Raw genomic sequence first — 17,344 nt, forward strand, 5'->3', positions numbered from 1 at the left:
TCCTATTCTTTTTCTGCGGAGGTGGATTTTTCCATTATTTTTTTCAAGGAATTTGTGAGGTCGTTAATGTTGCTTGGGGCTTTGGAGTTTTTGTGATCAACGCCAAATGGTGTTTGACTAATCCATATCTGTAGATCGTCGTCCTCTACTGCCAATATTATGCCTTGTAATATAAAAATGGTGAGAGATATCCAGCTGCCTGCCGTCATGAAAATAATTCTAGTTGCTAATATGGCCGTGGCGCGTGCACCTATTGCTGCAGCAGTGTCGGCAATAACAACATTGCTACTTACTCTCATGATAAGTGGGGCGGCATATGTGAATGTACTTAGGCCTGCTACAGTCAGGCCGGCAAGTCCAGCAATTGCTTTCACTCGGTAGAGATTCACAACTAAAGACTGTCCCTTAGATTTAGCAGTGTCAATTGCGATATAGTCTTGATAAACCCCAATCCCATTCGACGCAGCCATCAACAAGCCGCCCATCAGTTTCAGGCGCTGTATGCTGCGGGCTTGTTCTCCACCCTGCATGACCTTGCTCAGGGGCAGGCTCATCATATCGATGGCCTGGGCTGTCAAGGCCATGGCGGAGGCGGCCAGGCTGGCGTATAGTGCGCCGTCCTTCTCGTTTTGCAGCAACAAGCGTCCCAGGTAGACGCCTTCTATCATCATCACCAACAAGGTCAGGCGGGCGTCCTTGACCACGGACAGATGATCTTTCGGTTTGTCCGCTCGCAGCTTATTGTAGGCCTGCTGCAGTTTGGCTCCCTGAGTCCGACGGTATTCCGCTTCTTTGCGCAATACTTTTTGCAAGCGTTTGTTCCTGGTGCGTTGGCTTGGCTCTTTTTTCCTGTTGAGGTCCGCGCGTTGGCGGAAATCCGCATATTCGGCGGCCACCAAGGCCTTGATGTCGGCGGTACTGACCAGCGCGCGGCTGGCCAACACCATTTGCAACAGCTTTTCGCCCAGATAGATTTCCGCCTTGTCCAGCTTCAAGGCGGCGCCGGCGCGGCCGGCGGCTGGAGCGAAGGCTTTGACGATGGCGTTGCCGGCGGTGACGATCACGTGGTCTATCTGCCCGGTGCGCGCGGTTTTGAGACTGACGCCGAAGACGGTGTCGCCCTGCGGGCTGGCCGCGGCGATGTTGGCCTGGTACAAGGCGGAGTTTTCCTTGTACATGTCCAGCAGCTTCTGGAAATAGTTCTTGGTGGTTTCTATGGTGCGCACCGCCGCGTCGCTGTACGGCGTGTCCTGGTTCTGCTTGGCGTCCTTTAGCGCGGCTTTCAGCTCGGTTTCAATTTTCTTCTGGTTGAGCGCCAGCGCGCGGTAAAGCACGTTGTTGCGCGCTATCGCCACGTCCTTGGCCCAGGCTTCCAGCTTGGCCTGGCCGCTGGCGGTGACGTTGATGCCGCTGATGGCGTGGCCGATGACGGCTTCAAATTCGATGCCGTCCTTGGGGTCTGCGTCGTGGTAGTCCTCCAGCGTATCCAGGAACAAGGGCGCTTGCAGCCAGCGCAGCAGGACGCCCACGGTTTTGTTCTGGCGCTCGCGGATGGCGGCGTCCAGCTCGTTTTGGAATTTCTGGAAGTTGGACAGGCGGTCCGGGTCTATTTTCTTGCGGTATTTGGGCCAGCTGCGGTCGCCGGCCTGCTCGATATTGTTGTCGTAGTTTTCGCCGCGTTTGGAGTGGAAGGCGGCCACCTTGGCCTTGAGCGCGGCGATCTGCTGGCTGCGCTGTGGCTCCGGGATGCGGCGTACATCAATGGCGTCCAGCTCATTGGGCGCGATAACGGCCGGGATTTGCCAGCCGGCCCATTGGTCCAGCAGGTCGCACACTTCCAGGCGCTGGCGTTTCAGCACCGGGTCTTGCAGTTTGGCGATGGCGGCGCGGCGCTGGGCCATGACGGCCGGGTTGTACCAGGTGGCGGTGTCGCGCCGCATCATGTCGTCCTGGAATTTCTCCTGTCCCTCCTGGGCCTGGGCGCTAAGCGATTTCCGAATGTTTTCCAATGCCTGGATCGTGTACAACTGGAAGCCGCGTTCCTCGGCGAACAAGAGCGCCAGGCCGGCGCTGTCGTTGACATAGCCGTTGAGTTCCTGGGCGGTGCCGATGGCGTCCCACAGCGCCAGGATGTGCGGGGTGTTGTTGCCACCGCTTTTCTTGGCGCGCGCCTGCATGAATTGCAGGCTTTCCTCGGCCTTGCCGCGGCGCGCGTGGATGGGGTAGCGCGCGTAGTTTTTGTCCACCCGGGCCTTGTCGTAGCTGCCGTCTTCCTTGCTGAAGGCCTCGGTCTTGGGATTGTAGGCCAGTTGGGCGGGCTGGTAGCCGGGGTGGTATTCCATCACCGCTTCGATCGCGGCCTTGCTGGCGGTGGTGCCGTGGGCGTTGGAGCTGCCGGCGGCCATGGCCTTGGGGTCTATCGCCTGCATGCGGGCGGCGCGCAGCTTGGCGTCCTGGGCGTAGCGCCGCAGGGTCAGGTCGCTCCATTTGTATTCGCTGAAGGCAATCCAGGCCGGGCCGCATTTTTCCGGCTGTTCGATGATCAGGTGGTGCAGCCGGCTATTGCTGTGGCCGGAGGTGCTGCAAACCACGCTTTCCCCGGCCGCTTTCGCCGCCTTGGGCGAGGGCTGTTTCAGCAGGACGCCGTCTTCGGTGACGCTATAGCATTCCCATAGATTGGAGCCGCGCGCGTGCTTGGAATAAAACAGGTAGACGAAGCCGGCGCGCAGGGTGCGCAGCGCGTAATGGAAGTCCGCGTCCAGCGCGATGTCTTTGACCTTGTCGGCACAGGCCCAGGCGGGCAGGGCGGCTTTCACCGTTTTGGGCACCGGCGCGTAGCGTACCGGCATGATGGGCAGGCCGCTGGCCTGACAGGCTTTACACAGTTGGCTCATGATTTGCTGTGGTCCGGGATATGGGGTGCGTGATGTCGGCCGCGTTCAGGCGCCGGCGGCGATGGCCGCCCAGTCCGCTTCGCTGAGCGAATCCGTCAGCCCGCTGTAAAAGTCGTCCGCAGCGCGCCCCGCCAGCAGCGCTTGCACGCGGGGGTGCAGGTAGAAGCGGGGGTGGACGGTGACGGCGTGCAGGGCGAAGCGGGACAAGTCCTCGTCGTCGTCAAAGCCCAGCGCGCCGGCATGGCGCAAGGCGGCGAAGGCGTGCAGACGCGCGGTTTCCAGCTTGTCCGCGTCGCATTCCGGCGCTTGTTCGCGCCAGGCCAGCAGCGCGCGGTTGAGCGAGCCGATGCGGGCGATGTCTTCCCACAAGCCGGGTTCCCAGCGCGAGGGCGGGCGCGGCGCGCGAGCGGCTTGTTGCGCCGGCTCCAGGCAAACGAGTTCGCCGGCCGGGTCCAGCAGCCACCAGCGGCTGACCGAGCCCAATAGGCCGCGCTGCTGCGCGGTGTTCAACAGCGGCCACAGCGCCCAGCTCACCGCCGGGTCGTGCAGGCGCAATAGATGGGTTTCGCCATTGGGCGTGCGGCGTATCATCTGCCGGCCGATATGGGCGGCCGCCAGTTTGGCGGAGCCGGCGATTTCCAGCCAGCCGGCCACGAGCCGACCTTGTCCTTGCGCCAGCGCGTCCGGCTCGGCTTCAGCCAGCGCTTGGGCGATGCTGTCGGCCAACGCCGGCGCGCCGGCGGTCAGCGGCAGCCAGGCGGGCTGGCGCGCCGGGTCCAGTTGCGGGTGTTTCAGCGGCACGGGCAGGCCTTGCTGCCGGACTTGAGCGTCCAGTTCGGCCTCGGCTCCCGCCAGCGGGCGGCTGGGCGCGTCCAGGGCCAACAGCAGTTGCGCGCCGGCCTGCTGGCGGGCTTGCAGCTGCCGCAGAATGGCGGCGTGTTGATTGGATGTTTGCATGGCTTACCCCAGTCGCACAGTGGCGGATTGGGTGGCGGCAGCGCTGTCCAGCGCTTGCTCGCAGCCTTTGTTGAACTTGGGCAAGGGCGCGTTCAGGCTGGTGGGGCCGCTGAGCTTGTGGCTGGCGCCTTTCACCGTCACGGTGCCGGGGCAGTGCACTTCGATGTCGCCGCCCTTGAGCCGGATGTAGCCGCCGCCGGCGGTGACCAGGATTTCCTCCTTGGCGGTGATGACGATGCGCTCCTTGCAGGAGGTGATGGTCACGTCCTTGTCCGCGGTCACTTCGATAGTGTCGCTTTGCGCCTGCATCTGGATTTTGCCCTTGGCGGCAATCAGCTTCAGCGCGATCTTGTCTTGCAGGCCGGTGACGAACAGGCTGATCTTGTCGCCGACATTGTGAATCCAGCGCCGTCCGCTGGTCTGGTTGGTGTCGCGCTGCGCCACCAGATCCAGATTGGTTTCCGCGGCCAGGGTGTGGCTCTGCTGGCTCAGGCTGGCGATGCCGGCCGGCGCGGATAGGATGAGCAGGGGCTGGCGGCCGGAGATGTCCTGGCCGGTCTTGCCTTCCTTGTCGGTATTGGTTTCCGCCTCCCAGGCTTTCAGCGCCGCTTGCTGGTGCTGCAGGTGGCCGATCAGCTGCTTGCCTTCCCGCTTATTGTCGTCGCCTATGCCTTCCGGCCCGGTTTCCATGGTGTCGGCCTGCTGGCCGGTGGCGGTTTCGCCCAGGCTCTGGCTCAGGCCCAGCGCCGCGTCCAGCTGGCTTTGCGCCTGTTCGCGCGCCAGTTGTTTGCCCCCAGCGCCGTTCTGCGCTTCGGTGCTCAGCAGCAGGCCGTGGCCGGCGCGGATGGCGCCGTGGCTGTCGGTTCTGAGTTCGAAGCCGTCGCCGCGCGGCTCGGCCTTGCCGTTGCTGCGCGGGTGGGTGAGGAAGCCCTGGTTGAGCTGGGTCTTGCCCGGTTCGCTCGATAGCTTGGTTCTGACTTCGCCGGGGGTGTCGTCGAACAGCAGTTCGTTGTATTGGCCGCCCTGGTGTTCCTTGGATTTGATGCCGGACAGGGTTTTGTTGGCCGGCAAGGCGCCGGCGCCGCTGAAGTCCGGCGGCGGGTGGCTGCCGTTGTAGAGCACGCCGGTGATCACCGGGCGGTCGATGTCGCCTTCGATGAAGTCGACCAGCACTTCCTGGCCGATGCGCGGAATGAATTGGTGGCCCCAGCCGGCGCCGGCGCTGGGCATGACCACCCGCAGCCAGCAGGAGGATGTGTCGTCCAGGTTGGCGCCGATGCTCGGGTGTTCGTCCGGCCGTTGCCAGTGGAATTGCACTTTGATGCGGCCGTGCTGGTCGGTATGCACTTCTTCACCTTGGGGGCCGACCACGGTAGCGGTTTGCACGCCGCGGGACTTGGGCTTGGCCAGCTCGGTGTGGGCGTAGGCCGGGGTCAGCGGCACGCCGCGGCGCTGGGCGTCGAACTCGGCGCGGAAGGGTTGGGCGTCCTCTGCTTTTGCCAGCGCTTTGAGGTCCGCCGGCAGGTTGTTGCGCGCGCTCAGGGTTTGGCGGGTGACGACGAATTCGCGCTGTTCGCTGCTGTCGCCGTCGTGGGCGGGGTGGTCGTCCAGTCGGAACCATTGGCCGGCGGCCAGGCCGCGCACCGAGCCGCCGCCGCTGAATTGCTTGGCCTTGAGGTCATGCGCCTGCTGGCGCAGTTGGGCGTAGTGGCTGAGCTGGTCGGCGTCGCCGGCGTAGTACAGCGATTGCGGGTCGTAGTCGTGCAAAGAAGACTGCAGCGCCTTGCCGTTCTGGCCTTGATCAATGCGGCTGTCGTCGCCGCTGTGCTGGGTGCTGACGGGTTGGTAGTCGAAGCTGGCCAGCGCCACCGCGCCGGGGACGATCTGGCGCAGGGCGTTCCACTCGGTCAAGCCGTCCTCGGCCTCGGTGGCGTCGCTGCGGTGGAAACGCACGCGCTCGACGCCGGCCGGCGGCAGGCTGTAGGGGTCGTCGAAGGCGACCAAGCGCACTTGTGGTGTGTCGCCGTCGAGGTGATCGAAACGCCAGGCATAACCCTCTTCGTGCAGCAGCCGCACGATGAAGTCGTAATCGCTCTCGCGGTATTGCAGGCAATAGCTGCGCGGCGAGGCTGGGCCGGTCTTGAAGTCCAGCGTCTGCACCCGGGCGAACACCGGGTTGGCCTGCTGATGCTCGGCCAGGATCTGTTTGACGATGTCCGGCACCGTCAGGTCCTGGAACACCCGCGAGCTGACGCGATGCCGCAGCAGCGCGAACGGCGGCTCTATGGTCAGCTGGTAACGGCTGAAGCCGCCGTCGGATCCCAGGCTTTCCACCTTGGACACCACGCCGCAGCGCAGACTCTCCGCGCCGGCGGCGTCGAGGATGCCGAGCCGGGCCGGCAGACCGAGCAGGGTCTTGAGTTCGATGGCCCCGTCCGGGGACAGACAGGTGAGCTGGTAGGCGTAAGGCCGGGACACGCCTTCCTCGCCGGCCAGGCTCAGGGGCAGCAGTTGCTCGGCCGCCACGCTGCCGTCGCCCAGGCTGAGGGTGAGCAGGCGTTGGTCTTGATTGAAGGCGGAGGCGAAGCTGGCGAGCATGGGGCTGAGGTCCATGGGTTCAGGGCTCTATCTGGCGAAGGTTTGCGTGCAAGCGTTCAGGCGCCGTAGCGGCGGCATCGTGGCTTGCGCGATAGCTGTTGATAGTTATTGTTAAAAAGCGAGCTTATTCTATGTGTTTTTACTGCTCCGCACAAAGGCTTTGATGCCAAAGGGATTTCGTTTTAATCAGTACCAGCCGGCGCGCTTGAAGCGCGGCTGCCATGCCGAGTCAGATCAAGCGGGCCTGGCTTTGGGTTTGCCTGCGGATGGCGGCGGGTGAGACAATCCTGCTCTGACATGGTTCACGCACTGTTTTACAATGCCAACCGTATATTTCTGATCCTGCCCGCGGGCGGGTTTTTTTATTGGGAGACGTCTGAGCCATGACTTGGCAGGATTTCAAGACGCAATACCTGGTGCGCTTTTGGGCGCCGGTGCCGGCGGTGATCGCCGCCGGGGTGTTGTCCGCTTATTATTTCGGCATTACCGGTACCTTCTGGGCGGTGACCGGGGAGTTCACGCGCTGGGGCGGCCACGCTTTGCAGCTGTTTGGCTTTCATCCGGAAACCTGGGGTTATTTCAAGGTGATCCACCTTGAAGGCACACCGCTGGACCGCGTGGACGGCATGATGATCATCGGCATGTTCGCCGGCTGTCTGTCCGCTGCCTTGTGGGCCAACAACGTCAAGCTGCGCATGCCGCATCATCGCGTCCGCATCGCGCAGGCGGTGTTGGGCGGCCTGATCGCCGGCTTTGGCGCGCGCTTGGCCATGGGTTGCAATCTGGCGGCCTTCTTCACCGGCATTCCGCAGTTTTCCCTGCATGCCTGGCTGTTTGCGCTGGCCACGGCGGCCGGTTCCTGGTTTGGCGCGCGCGTGACCATGCTGCCGGTGTTCCGCATTCCGGTGAAGCTGCAGAAGGTGAACGCGCCGCAGCCCTTGCAGCAGCGAGAGGATCAGGCGCGGCGGCGCTTCCGCCTGGGCATGCTGATTTTCGCCGCCTTCACGCTGTGGGCGCTGGCCCGGACCTTCTCCATGCCCAAGCTGGGGCTGGCGGCCTTGTTCGGCCTGGCTTTCGGCCTGATCATCGAGCGCGCCCAGGTGTGCTTCACCTCGGCCTTCCGCGATCTGTGGCTAACCGGCCGCACTCAGATGGCCAAGGCCATCATTGCCGGCATGGCGGTGAGCGTGATCGGCGTATACAGCTATGTGCAGCTGGGCGTGCCGCCCAAGATCCTGTGGGCCGGCCCCAACGCGGTGATAGGCGGGGTGTTGTTCGGCTTCGGCATTGTGCTGGCCGGCGGCTGCGAAACCGGCTGGATGTATCGCGCGGTAGAGGGCCAGGTGCATTACTGGTGGGTGGGGCTGGGCAATATCGTCGGCGCCACCTTGCTGGCGGCGTGGTGGGACGATATCGCGCCGGCGGTGGCGACTGATTACGCCAAGGTGAACCTGCTGGCGGTGTTTGGCCCGCAAGGCGGCCTGGTGTTGACTTATGGAATGTTGGCGCTGGCCATGCTGGCGGTGATGTGGTGGGAAAAGCGCTTCTTCGCCGATAAGGCGCAGGCGGCTAGATTCAGCAAGGAGGCGGCATGAGCAAGCAGAGTTATACCCCGAATTACCGTTTGGACATGATGGGCGAGCCTTGCCCGTACCCGGCGGTGGCCACGCTGGAGGCGATGCCGCAGCTGCAGCCGGGAGAAATTCTTGAAGTGGTGACCGATTGCCCGCAGTCCATCAACAATATCCCGTTGGACGCCAAGAACCATGGCTACACCGTGCTGGAAATCCAGCAGCACGGCCCGACGATACGCTATCTGATCCAGCGTTGAGCCTGTTTAAATAGTGCCTGTGGAGGCGTAAGCAGACGGCCTGTCGTTCAATCACTTAAATCAAGTGCTTGGCGGCAGGCCGTTATTGCAATGTCGTCCCCGCGACCAAGGGCGCGGGGATATGCTTTATTGTTCGCAGCGGGAGAGGAAGGCTCGGGTGGCGATCGCGCCGGCTTGGTAGAGTTGTTGGTAGACCGGGTCGTTTGGCTGAATGTTGAAGTCGGTGGCTTTCACCTGCCCTGTGTCTATATTGATGCTGCGGCCTTGGTCCTGCCGAGACTGGTCGTAGTTTTGAGTTTGCACGGCCATGACGCAGTGCGAAATGTCCGCGATGTGCTCAATCAGATTACGGTCTGATTTCTGGCACGATTGATGGGTGAAGCGGGCCCCCAAAACGGTTTCCGACGAGTATTTGTCGTCGAAGAAGTTGATTGGGTAGTTCCACATGGTCCCGCCGTCTACAAACACGCCGGCCTCTTGGCCTGGATAAGTGAAGTTCTGCGCTTCGAAGAAGAAGGGGATGGACATGGAGATGCGCACAGCTTCCGCCACTTCTACGTCCGGTGTTAGTTCCGCTGAGAAAACCATGCTTTTTTGAGCGGGCGCGTCGCAACCGGTGACGAACAATTCGCGGAAGGGACGTTCGTTCTTGTGCAGCGCTGGGTTGGCGAAGTCGGCGAAAGTGTATTTCTTATCCTGCCGCCCGTCCTTGAACTGGCTGGCGGCGATGTCTTTCAGCCAATGATAGAAATAGTCGCTGGAGTACCAGCCCTTCTTGTTAAACAAGCGCAGCAGACACACAAAATCTTCCAAATTGGCTTTGGGCGCAAAGGGTTTGAAGGCGTTAAAGGCCGCATCCAAATTCGACGGTAACGCGCTGGCCACTTTTTGCGGAATCTTGCGATAGTCCAGGGAATCGGCCAAGTCCTTGGTTTGAGCGGCGCTGAGTCCAAAGCTGATCAGCATGGAAGAGATGGCGCCGGCGGAGGAGCCGATCACGCGCTGGATTTGAGGCAGCGCGCCGGCTTGCTCCAATTCCGCCAGCATGCCCAGGTAGGCGATGCCCCAGACGCCGCCGCCGGACAGAGCCAGGTTTTTGAATGAATACTTCATGTGTTGCTCCTTGTCGTTGAGGTAGAAACGATACGCCATTTATGTTTATGGCATGGAGCGATGCTTGCGGCTATTTTTTAGCGGGGGAACTAACTTTACCGGCCTTTCGGCCTGGAATGGCCGCCGCGCCGCGCACTTCAAAGCGGATTTTCTCCACCACCAGGCCCTTGGCGTCACGCAGTTCCAGCGCGTGGCGGCCGGGCCAAGGGAACCAGGGCAGGCTGGCGCCGGCGCCCAGGCGCTTGCCGTTGAGCCACCATTGCGGGCGGGCCACGCCGCGCGCGCGCAGCAGCAGGCGTTGGTTGGCCGGAGGGATGTCCGGATCCAGTGCGTAGACGCTGCCGTCCACCGGCACGGCGATGCCCGGCGTCTGGCTGGCGGCGCCGCCGCGCTCCGGCACGATCAGCGCGCGCTCGGTGCCGGCCAGAAACCATTCACGCCGGCTGGCCTCGACATCGCCCTCGTAGCGCACGTTCTGCCTCACCACGCCGGGCGGCGGAGTCGGCGGCAGGGAGGCCGGCGCGCCCTGTTGGGCACGGTCCAGCACCGCCTGCCACACCGGCGCCGCGCCGTGCATGCCGGACACGTCCCACATCGGCTCGCCGGCGGCGTTGCCCACCCACACCGCCACGGTGCGCTGGCGGGAAAAGCCCACCGCCCAGTTGTCGCGCATGTCCTTGCTGGTGCCGGTCTTGACCGCGCTCCAGTAGCGGGTGGACAGCGCGCTTTCCAGGCCGAAGGTGCGCGCGCGCGCGGTGCGGTCGGACAGGATGTCGGCGATGATGAAGCTGCTGGCGGCGTTCAGTTGCCGCTGCGGCTTGGGTTTGGGGTCCGCCAGCGTCCAGCGGGTCGGGCTGGCCAGCCCCTGATTGGCCAGGGTGCGGTAGGCGTTGGCCAGTTCCAGCAGGCGGATGTCGGCGGCGCCCAGCGCCAGGCTGTAGCCGTAGTAGTCGCCGTCCTGCTGCAGGCTGCTCAGGCCCAGCCGGTACAGGCGGTCGCGCAGCGCGTTGGGGCCCACCATTTCGATGGCGCGCACCGCCGGCACATTGAGGGAGGAGGCCAGCGCGGTGCGCGCCGACACCAGGCCCTTGAAGTCCTTGGCGTAGTTTTGCGGCGCGTACAGGCCGGCGCCGGTTTGCAGGCTGAGCGGGCTGTCGTCCAGCAAGGAGGCGGCGCTCAGGTAATGGCGCTCCAGCGCCAGCTGGTAGAGGAAGGGCTTGAGCGTGGAGCCGGCCTGGCGCAGCGAGGTGACGCCATCCACTTCCGCGGCGCTGGACAGGCCGCGGCCGCTGGAGCCCACCCAGGCCAGGATGTCGCCGCTGACGTTGTCCAGCACCACCAGCGCGCCGTCCTGCACATTGCGCTGCGCCAGCGCGGCCAGGTGCCGGCGCAGCACCGAAGCCGCGTAGCGTTGCAGGCCCAGGTCCAGTGTGGAACCGATGCGGCTGCCGGCCGCCAGCGGCTGGCGCTGCAGCAGTTTCTGCGCGAAATGGGGCGCGTCCTGCTCCGCCAGCGGATTGGCGGCGCGGCTTTGCGCCAGTGCCTGGCGCGTGCGCACCGCCAGCGCCGCGCAGTTGGGCTGGCGGCGCATGTCCTGCAGGATGCGGCAGGCGCGGGCGGCCACCTTGTCCGGCGCGGCGTTGGGCGCGCGGATCAGCGCCACCGCGATGGCGGATTCTTCCAGATTGAGGCCGGTTGGCAGTTTGCCGAACAAGGTGGCGGACAGCGCGGACAAGCCCACCAGTTCGCCGCGGAAGCCCACCAGATTCAGGTAGGCCTCCAGGATCTGCGCCTTGCTCCAATGGGTTTCCAGCCAAGCGGCGGACCAGCCCTGGCCCATCTTCTGCCACAGGCTGCGGCCGTTGCGGCCCACCTTGAGGTCGTTGTCCAGCAGACCTGCCAGTTGCATGGTCAGCGTGGAGGCGCCGCGGGTGCGGGTGTTCCACAGATTGCCCCAGGCCGCGGCGGCCACGCCGGACCAGTCCACGCCGCTGTGCTGGTAGAAACGCCGGTCTTCCGACACCACCAGCGCGTGGCGAAAAGCCGGCGAGGTGTCCGCCAGGCCCACCCAGTCCAACCGCCGGCCTTGTTTGTCCACTCTCAGCCGCTGCAATGGCTGGCCGTTGCGGTCCAGTACCACAACGTCCGACGGCCGCCATTCCGCTTTGACCTGCTGAAAACTGGGTTGGGCCAGCGCCGGCGCGGCCGCGCCGCACAAAGCCAGCGCCGCCAGCCACTTCCATCCCGCTCTATTTGCCATCGACTACCTTGAATACCGGGTTGGGCAACATGCCGAACACGTCCGGCGCGTACAGCGCTTCCACCCGCGTCGGCGGCAGTTTGAAGGCGCCGGGGTTGTTGAGCCGCATGGTGTAGCTGGTTTTCAGGCCGCCGCGCGGCACGTAGCCGTAGTAGGCGCGGTAGCCGGAGAAGCGGCGCTCCACGTAGTCGGCGGGGTCGCCGTCGTTGTCCGCCTTGGCGTTGATTGCCGAATCCCGGCCCAGGCCGGAGCCCAGGATGGTGGCGCCGGCCGGGATCGGGTCGTTGACCACCACCCAGGTCATATCGCTTTGCGCCTGGATCTCCAGCGTGACCTTGACCACGTCGCCGGGCTGGTACTGGCCGCTGGTTTTCTGGCTGATCGGACTCAGCGTTTTCTTGATGCTGTAGCCGGCGTAGCGCGGGGCCTTGAGCGCGATGGCGGCCTCGGCCTGGACTGTGGCCCACGGCGCGCCGCTGCCGGCGTGCTTGAGCTGCAGGCTGCCGCCGTTTGTGGCCCAGGGCAGCAGGCCCAGCTGTTTGACGCCTTCCTGCGGCCAGGCCAGGTTCAGCTTGGCGCCGCCCAGCGCGGCGCTGGTCTGGCCGCTGACCGGCGTGGTTTCGAACTGGCGCGAGAATTGCGCAACGGCCAGGCTGCCCCACAGATTGGAGGTGGTGGTGCCCCAATGGCCTTTTTGCTGACGCCCCAGCAGGCCGGTGAGCAGGCGCGGCATGTCCGCCTGCCAGCCCGGCAGCTTGCGCACCGTCAGCAGCAGCTTGGCGGCGTTGACGTCGGCGCTGCCCATCAGCCACCAGGTGTTGTCGCTGGCCTCGGTGCTGAAGCCCATGCGCGTGCCCTGATAGGTGAGACGCGCGCGCAGCAGGTTCTCGGCCTCGCTCAGCCGCGCGGCGCGCTGTGGAACGTCGGCGGCGCGGTTCAGCAGAGCCAGCCAGTCCACCAGCATGGCGGTGCTCATTTTCTGCGGATTGAGGTCTAGTACGTCCAGCATGGCCGGACGGAAGCGGCCGTAGCGCGCCAGCGCTTCCATCGCGCTCAGGCGGCGGGCGTCTGCGTCCTGGCGGCCCAGCGGCAGATCGCGCTTGAGCCGGCCTTCGACGAAGGCGGTCAGGCCATCCAGCAGCCGCGCGCGCTGAGCTTCCGGAATGGCGACGCCGGCTTCGTGGGCGGCGGCCAGCAGGTAGCTGCTGAGGATGTCGCTGCCGCGGTCCGGCGCGCCTTCGGCCAGCGGGAAGTAGGCGGCGAGGCCGCTGCCGTCCAGATACAGCGGCAGTTCGCTCATCAATTGATCCCAGCGCTTGGCGTCGGCCAGGCCCAGGGCCACCGAGCTGCGCTGTTCCAGGCAGACATAGGGGTAGTCCTGGAACCAGCGGCGCACGCCGGGCAGTTCATTGCCCAGCTTGGCCTGCAGGCTGACGCGGATGCCGCCGCGGCCGGGCAGGGCGCCCGACGGCAAGGCGACGGGGATGCTCAGCTCCGGCGCCACGCGTTGCAGCGTGGCCTGCTCCACGGTGACGGGCACCGCCGGCTCGATTTCCTGGCGCACCGCCAGCTTGTCGGCGGCCTTGCCGTCCACTTGCTGGGCGCTGAAGTTCCATTTCAATTCCTTGACGTCGTTGGGCACCGTCACCGGCCAGCTCAACAACCGCGCCTCGCCCACCGGCAGGCTGATCTCCTGCGGTGGCAAGTCTGGCAAGCCGGGCGCGCCGGCCTGGACCTTGACCTTGAGCGGCTTGTCGCCGCCGTTGCGCACGGTGACGCCGGCGCTGAACTGGTCGCCTTCGCGCGCCAGCGGCGGGATGCCGGAACTCAGCTGCAAGTCCTGGGTGACGTTGAAGCCGGCTTCGCCGGTTCCGAACAAATCATTGCCGACGTCGGCCACCGCCACCAGGCGGAAGCGGGTCAGCGCGTCGTTGATCGGCACTTTGACTCGGGCGCTGCCGTTGGCGTCCAGCGCCACGCGCGGCTGCCACAGCAGCAGGGTGTCCAGCAGTTCGCGGGTGGGCGCCTTGCCGCCGCCGCCGCCCGGCGGCAGCGATTTGCGGCCGTAATGGCGCTTGCCCACCACTTCCAGCTGGGCGGTGGCGGTTTCCACGCCGTAGCTGTGGCGCTGGTACATCGCCTGCATCAGCTCCCAGCTGCGGTTGGGCTGCAGTTCCAGCAGCGCTTCGTCCACCGCGGCGAAGGCCACTTCGGTGCCGGCCGGCGCCGGCTTGCCGCCGGGCAGCTTGACCTGGATGGTCACTTCGGCGGTTTCGCGGATGCCGTAGCTCTTGCGCGCCGGGCTCACGGTGACGTCCAGCCGCTTGGCGGCGTCGCCCACCTGGATTTCGGCGATGCCGTATTTGAAGGCCGGGCGCGACAGGTCCACCATGCTGGTGGGCGGGGTGTAATCGCCGCCTTCGTTCCAGTAGGCGTCCCACCATTCGCTCGGGGTTTTCCAGCCCCAGGTGAAGAAGGAGTACCACGGCACCTCGCGCACGCGGCCGCGCACCGCCAGCACCGAAACGTAGACGTTGGGCGTCCAGCCCGGTTCTATCTTGAGTTCGATCACCGGGTTCTTGCCTTCCAACTCCACCACCCGGGTTTCGATCACGCCTTCGCGTTCAATCGCCAGCCAGGCGGTGGCCTTGCGGAAGGGCATACGCACCTGGAAGCGGGCGGTTTCGCCGGGCGCGTAGCTGATTTTTTCCGGCAGGATGTCGATGCGGTCGTTGTTGTCCACGTCGAACCACAGCTCGTCGTGCTTGCTGACCCAGACGGATTGCGCGCTTTGCGCCAAGTTGCCGTTGTCGTCGGCGGCTTCGGCGATCAGTTCCATGTCGCCGGCGTCCTTGAGATTGATTTCGCAGAACATCAGGCCGCGGCCGTCGGTGCTGCCGCTGCACACCTTGCCCTTGTCGTCGGTCTCTTCGTTGTGGTCCCAGGCGTAGAAACCGCCCACCAGCCGCTTGCGGCTGGACAGGTAGCGGTGTTCGCGCAGGCTGATTTTGACGTTCTTGCCGGCCAGCGGCTTGCCGGCGGTGTCCAGCACCACGGCCTTGAGCTGCAGCGCGCGGCCGGCGGTGATCCAGCTGTCCACGCTGATGCCCACTTGCAGGCCGGCCGGCCACAGAGGAATGCGGCGGGTCAGGGTTTGCACTTCGCCGTTGGGGTCGCGGTAGGCGGCCTCGGTGACCAGGTCATAACGGCGGTCCAGCTTGGGCAATTTGTCCAGCGTGGTCTTGCCGTTGCCGTTGGCGTCCAGTTGCAGCGCGGCCTTGTCCAGCAGTACTTTGCCGTCCAGCGAGGATTCGGCCTGGTCGCGCTGGCGCTGCGGCGGCGAGAAGCTGTAAGACTCATAGCCCTTGATGCGCTGGTAGGCGTCGGCCAGCATGGCGCTGACTTCCACCGGCCAGCCCTTGGCCGGGCCGCCGTTGCCCCAGGACAGGGATACGTTGAGCGGCAACTGCTTGGGCGCGATGCCGGCGTTCTTCACCGTGGACAGGCGGCCAGTCATGGTGGGCAGGCGGAATTCCTCCACCCGGAAACTGCCGCTGTGCAAGGAGTAGCCGTCCAGCTCCGGGCTGGACGGCTTGTCCTTGTCGTCCGGGCCGCGCGAGCCTTTGCGTTCCAGATACAGCGTGTATTCGCCCAGCTTGGCTTCCTTGGGTAGCGCGTAGCTGCTTTCCGCGTAGCGGCCGTTGCGCCAGCTTAGCGGCAGGCTGATTTCGTCGCCGCTGCCGTCGTGGACGATGCGCAGTTGCTGCGGCAGTTGGCCGGGCTTGAGCTGGGCCAAGCCGCGGCTGACCTGAGTGCGCAGCAGATGCTTCATCGATACGGTTTCACCGGCGCGGAACAGCGCGCGATCCAGGATGGTGTGGGCCAGGATGTTGGGGCTGTCGCCCCACTGAGTGGGGAAGGGGAAGCGCCAGGATTCGATGCCGCGGTTCCAACTGGAACGGACGAAGGACACGTCGTCGTTGCCGTTGGCGTCCTTGGAGGCGGCGGTGATGAACAGACCGGACAGCTCCTCGTTGTCGCAGCTGCCGGCAGGCAGCACGGATTTGACCGCGGCCACGCCCTTGGCGTCGGTTTTGCCGGACCACAGCGCGTTGCCCTTGCAATCGTAGATGTTGACGCGGGCGGCCGGCACCGGCTTGCCCTTGTCCAGCGTGGTCACCCACACCGCGGCGTTTTCCTTGGAGCTTTTGAAGTGCACCGCCATATTGGTGACCAGCGCGGCGGTGCGCACATACATGGGCTTGGAGCTGGCCAGCAGCGATTTGCCCAGCAGCCGCGAGGATACTTCCACCACGTAGAGGCCGGGCTTGGGCAGGGGGATGCCCACCACTTCAAACGGCCATTTCCCCTGTTTGTCCGGCTGGCTGGGCAGCTTCAGCGGCTGAGCGGCCTTTTCCTTGGCCAGCAGGGACAGGCGCCGGCTTTCTATGGTCTTGTCCTTGCCTGCGGGCAGATAGCTTTCGTGATAGCGCAGCACCTTGGCCAGCCAGGTCATCATGTCCTGGTCCTTGTTCAGCCGCAGCGCCTGGCCGCCCAATTGCACCGATTTGATGTTGAGGTCGCCCTCCACCCCGCGCAGGGTGATGGGCAGCGCCGCGTCCGCGCCGGACTCTATGATGCCAAAGGGCGCGGCGGCGAATTTGGCCAAGGGCGGGTAATCAGCCAGCTTGATGGACAGCGGGAAGCGCTCCGCGTTGATCAGCGGCCGGCCCACTTCGTCGCCAAAGTCCTTGGGCAGTTTCAGCGTCAGCGTTTCCAGCGGCGGGAACGGCGGCGCAAAGCTGATACTGTCCACCGGCTCGCCCTTGCTACGCGCCTCCGCCTGCGGCGGGCGCTCGGCTCCGGCGCCGCTCAGGCGCACCGCCATCGCCAGTTTTTCCGGCACAGGGGAGCTGAAGTTGAGGGTAATGGGCTTGAACGGAATGCATGCGCCTTTAGCGTTCTCGCGCAGGCAGCTCATGCTGGCGGTGAACGGCGGCCGCACCTGGTAATTGAGCCGGTCCGGCGTGGCCGCGCCGCGTTGGTGTACCAGCGTGAGCTTGCTGTCCGGCGCCAGCCGCTGGCCGCAGCGCAGCGTCAGCACCTTGGCGGATTGTTGTTCCAGTTTCAGATGCTTGAGCAGCGCCGCGCGCTCCCCGGCCGGCAAGGGCTGGACCGGGATGCGCTCCGGCAAGCTGGAGGATTGGCAATACAAGGACGAAGCCGGCACGCCGGCGCCGTTGAATTGCAGAACGAAGGCCTGGTCTTCCTCGATGCGGCCGTTGCGCGGCCAGCGCTCCACCACCACCGGCGCGCCGGTGTAGAAGCGGAAGCTCAGGCCGGCGGCCACGGCATTGCCTTGCAGGTCCTTGAGGCCGGGTTTGGGCGTGAAGCGGCAATCGGTATTGGCGGCCGGGGTTTCGGACACGTCCAGCACCCAGGTCTTGTCGTCCACCCAATGGCTCTTGGCCTTCAAGCCGCAGCTCCAGGCGAACGGCGCCGGCGCGGCGCTATTGCCCAGCGGAATCATGCTGCTGTTGAAGGTAGCGCGCACCTGCTGCACTTCTTTGACTTCACCCTGAGGGCTGAAGGTGGTGACGCCGGCAGCCAGGCTGGCAGCGCTGGCGGCGCAAAGCAGGGCGGACGCGAGATGGGATGGCAAGGACATGGACAAGGCTCCGGAAAATACCA

The 17,344-nt window shown here is 64.9% G+C and carries 8 protein-coding genes; 2 read left to right on the top strand and 6 right to left on the bottom strand.

The features are described from left to right. Positions 1–2: 2 nt before the first annotated feature. The 3 genes from GYH29_RS10370 to GYH29_RS10380 are packed head-to-tail and all read right to left on the bottom strand — an operon-like array spanning position 3 to position 6,464. Complete coding sequence (locus GYH29_RS10370; RefSeq protein ID WP_161523649.1) at positions 3–2,894, bottom strand: T6SS effector BTH_I2691 family protein; 2,892 nt, start codon at positions 2,892–2,894, stop codon at positions 3–5. Between the two features lie 45 nt (positions 2,895–2,939). Next, positions 2,940–3,851, bottom strand: a complete 912-nt coding sequence (locus GYH29_RS10375; RefSeq protein WP_081576505.1) for a hypothetical protein — start codon at positions 3,849–3,851, stop codon at positions 2,940–2,942. A 3-nt stretch (positions 3,852–3,854) separates the two neighbouring features. Next, on the bottom strand, positions 3,855–6,464 hold the full coding sequence (locus GYH29_RS10380) for a type VI secretion system Vgr family protein (protein WP_161523650.1): 2,610 nt from the start codon (positions 6,462–6,464) through the stop codon (positions 3,855–3,857). 368 nt (positions 6,465–6,832) lie between these two features. Between GYH29_RS10380 and yedE the strand changes: the two genes are divergently transcribed. Continuing rightward, positions 6,833–8,044 (top strand): selenium metabolism membrane protein YedE/FdhT, encoded by a 1,212-nt coding sequence (gene yedE, locus GYH29_RS10385; protein ID WP_161523651.1) that lies wholly within the window; start codon positions 6,833–6,835, stop codon positions 8,042–8,044. After that, positions 8,041–8,280, top strand: coding sequence for a sulfurtransferase-like selenium metabolism protein YedF (gene yedF / locus GYH29_RS10390; RefSeq protein WP_043593093.1), 240 nt, complete (start codon positions 8,041–8,043; stop codon positions 8,278–8,280). Before yedE ends, yedF begins: the two co-directional genes overlap by 4 nt. A 126-nt stretch (positions 8,281–8,406) precedes the next feature. Here the strand turns inward: yedF and GYH29_RS10395 are convergent, their stop codons facing one another. From GYH29_RS10395 to GYH29_RS10405, 3 genes are all read right to left on the bottom strand, one after another. Further along, positions 8,407–9,393 (bottom strand): patatin-like phospholipase family protein, encoded by a 987-nt coding sequence (locus tag GYH29_RS10395; protein WP_039754136.1) that lies wholly within the window; start codon positions 9,391–9,393, stop codon positions 8,407–8,409. Between the two features lie 70 nt (positions 9,394–9,463). Continuing rightward, positions 9,464–11,653 carry a penicillin-binding protein 1C gene (pbpC, locus tag GYH29_RS10400; RefSeq protein ID WP_161523652.1) on the bottom strand — a complete coding sequence of 730 codons (2,190 nt, stop codon included), beginning with the start codon at positions 11,651–11,653 and terminating at the stop codon, positions 9,464–9,466. After that, positions 11,643–17,321 (bottom strand): alpha-2-macroglobulin family protein, encoded by a 5,679-nt coding sequence (locus GYH29_RS10405; protein WP_232060569.1) that lies wholly within the window; start codon positions 17,319–17,321, stop codon positions 11,643–11,645. The genes pbpC and GYH29_RS10405 overlap by 11 nt, the downstream gene beginning before the upstream one ends. Between the last annotated feature and the right edge of the window lie 23 nt (positions 17,322–17,344).

This window comes from Chromobacterium haemolyticum (assembly GCF_009936155.1).
Taxonomy (GTDB): Bacteria; Pseudomonadota; Gammaproteobacteria; order Burkholderiales; family Chromobacteriaceae; genus Chromobacterium; species Chromobacterium haemolyticum.

Excerpts from the sequence above, each read along its gene's own strand:
- GYH29_RS10370 (WP_161523649.1), bottom strand. The coding sequence starts at position 2,894 with ATGAGCCAACTGTGTAAAGCCTGTCAGGCCAGCGGCCTGCCCATCATG.
- GYH29_RS10375 (WP_081576505.1), bottom strand. The coding sequence starts at position 3,851 with ATGCAAACATCCAATCAACACGCCGCCATTCTGCGGCAGCTGCAAGCC.
- GYH29_RS10380 (WP_161523650.1), bottom strand. The coding sequence starts at position 6,464 with ATGGACCTCAGCCCCATGCTCGCCAGCTTCGCCTCCGCCTTCAATCAA.
- yedE (WP_161523651.1), top strand. The coding sequence starts at position 6,833 with ATGACTTGGCAGGATTTCAAGACGCAATACCTGGTGCGCTTTTGGGCG.
- yedF (WP_043593093.1), top strand. The coding sequence starts at position 8,041 with ATGAGCAAGCAGAGTTATACCCCGAATTACCGTTTGGACATGATGGGC.
- GYH29_RS10395 (WP_039754136.1), bottom strand. The coding sequence starts at position 9,393 with ATGAAGTATTCATTCAAAAACCTGGCTCTGTCCGGCGGCGGCGTCTGG.
- pbpC (WP_161523652.1), bottom strand. The coding sequence starts at position 11,653 with ATGGCAAATAGAGCGGGATGGAAGTGGCTGGCGGCGCTGGCTTTGTGC.
- GYH29_RS10405 (WP_232060569.1), bottom strand. The coding sequence starts at position 17,321 with ATGTCCTTGCCATCCCATCTCGCGTCCGCCCTGCTTTGCGCCGCCAGC.